The organism is Streptomyces sp. DH10 (genome assembly GCF_029813805.1).
In the GTDB taxonomy this organism is placed as follows: domain Bacteria; phylum Actinomycetota; class Actinomycetes; order Streptomycetales; family Streptomycetaceae; genus Streptomyces; species Streptomyces coeruleofuscus.
On sequence record NZ_JARVKU010000073.1, the window covers coordinates 1 to 270 of the forward strand.

Annotated in this window: 1 rRNA gene; it reads right to left on the reverse strand. The window is 56.3% G+C overall.

Annotated features, from left to right (window positions below):
• Nucleotides 1-160 precede the first annotated feature (160 nt).
• A 16S ribosomal RNA gene (locus QC385_RS43905) occupies nucleotides 161-270 on the reverse strand; the annotation flags it as partial.

Consider the following 270-nt stretch of genomic DNA (forward strand, 5'->3'; position numbering starts at 1 on the left):
GCTTCCCTCAACGTTCCACGCTCCGAAGAGCAGTACTAGCAGGAGAAGACGATCAAGTGCGCCGAATAGTCAACGTTCCACCCATGAGCAACCAGCATCAGACATTCGCTGATGTACTGGCCTCTGAACCAGGCAAGCCTGATTAAGAAGTGCTCCTTAGAAAGGAGGTGATCCAGCCGCACCTTCCGGTACGGCTACCTTGTTACGACTTCGTCCCAATCGCCAGTCCCACCTTCGACAGCTCCCTCCCCACAAGGGGGTTGGGCCACC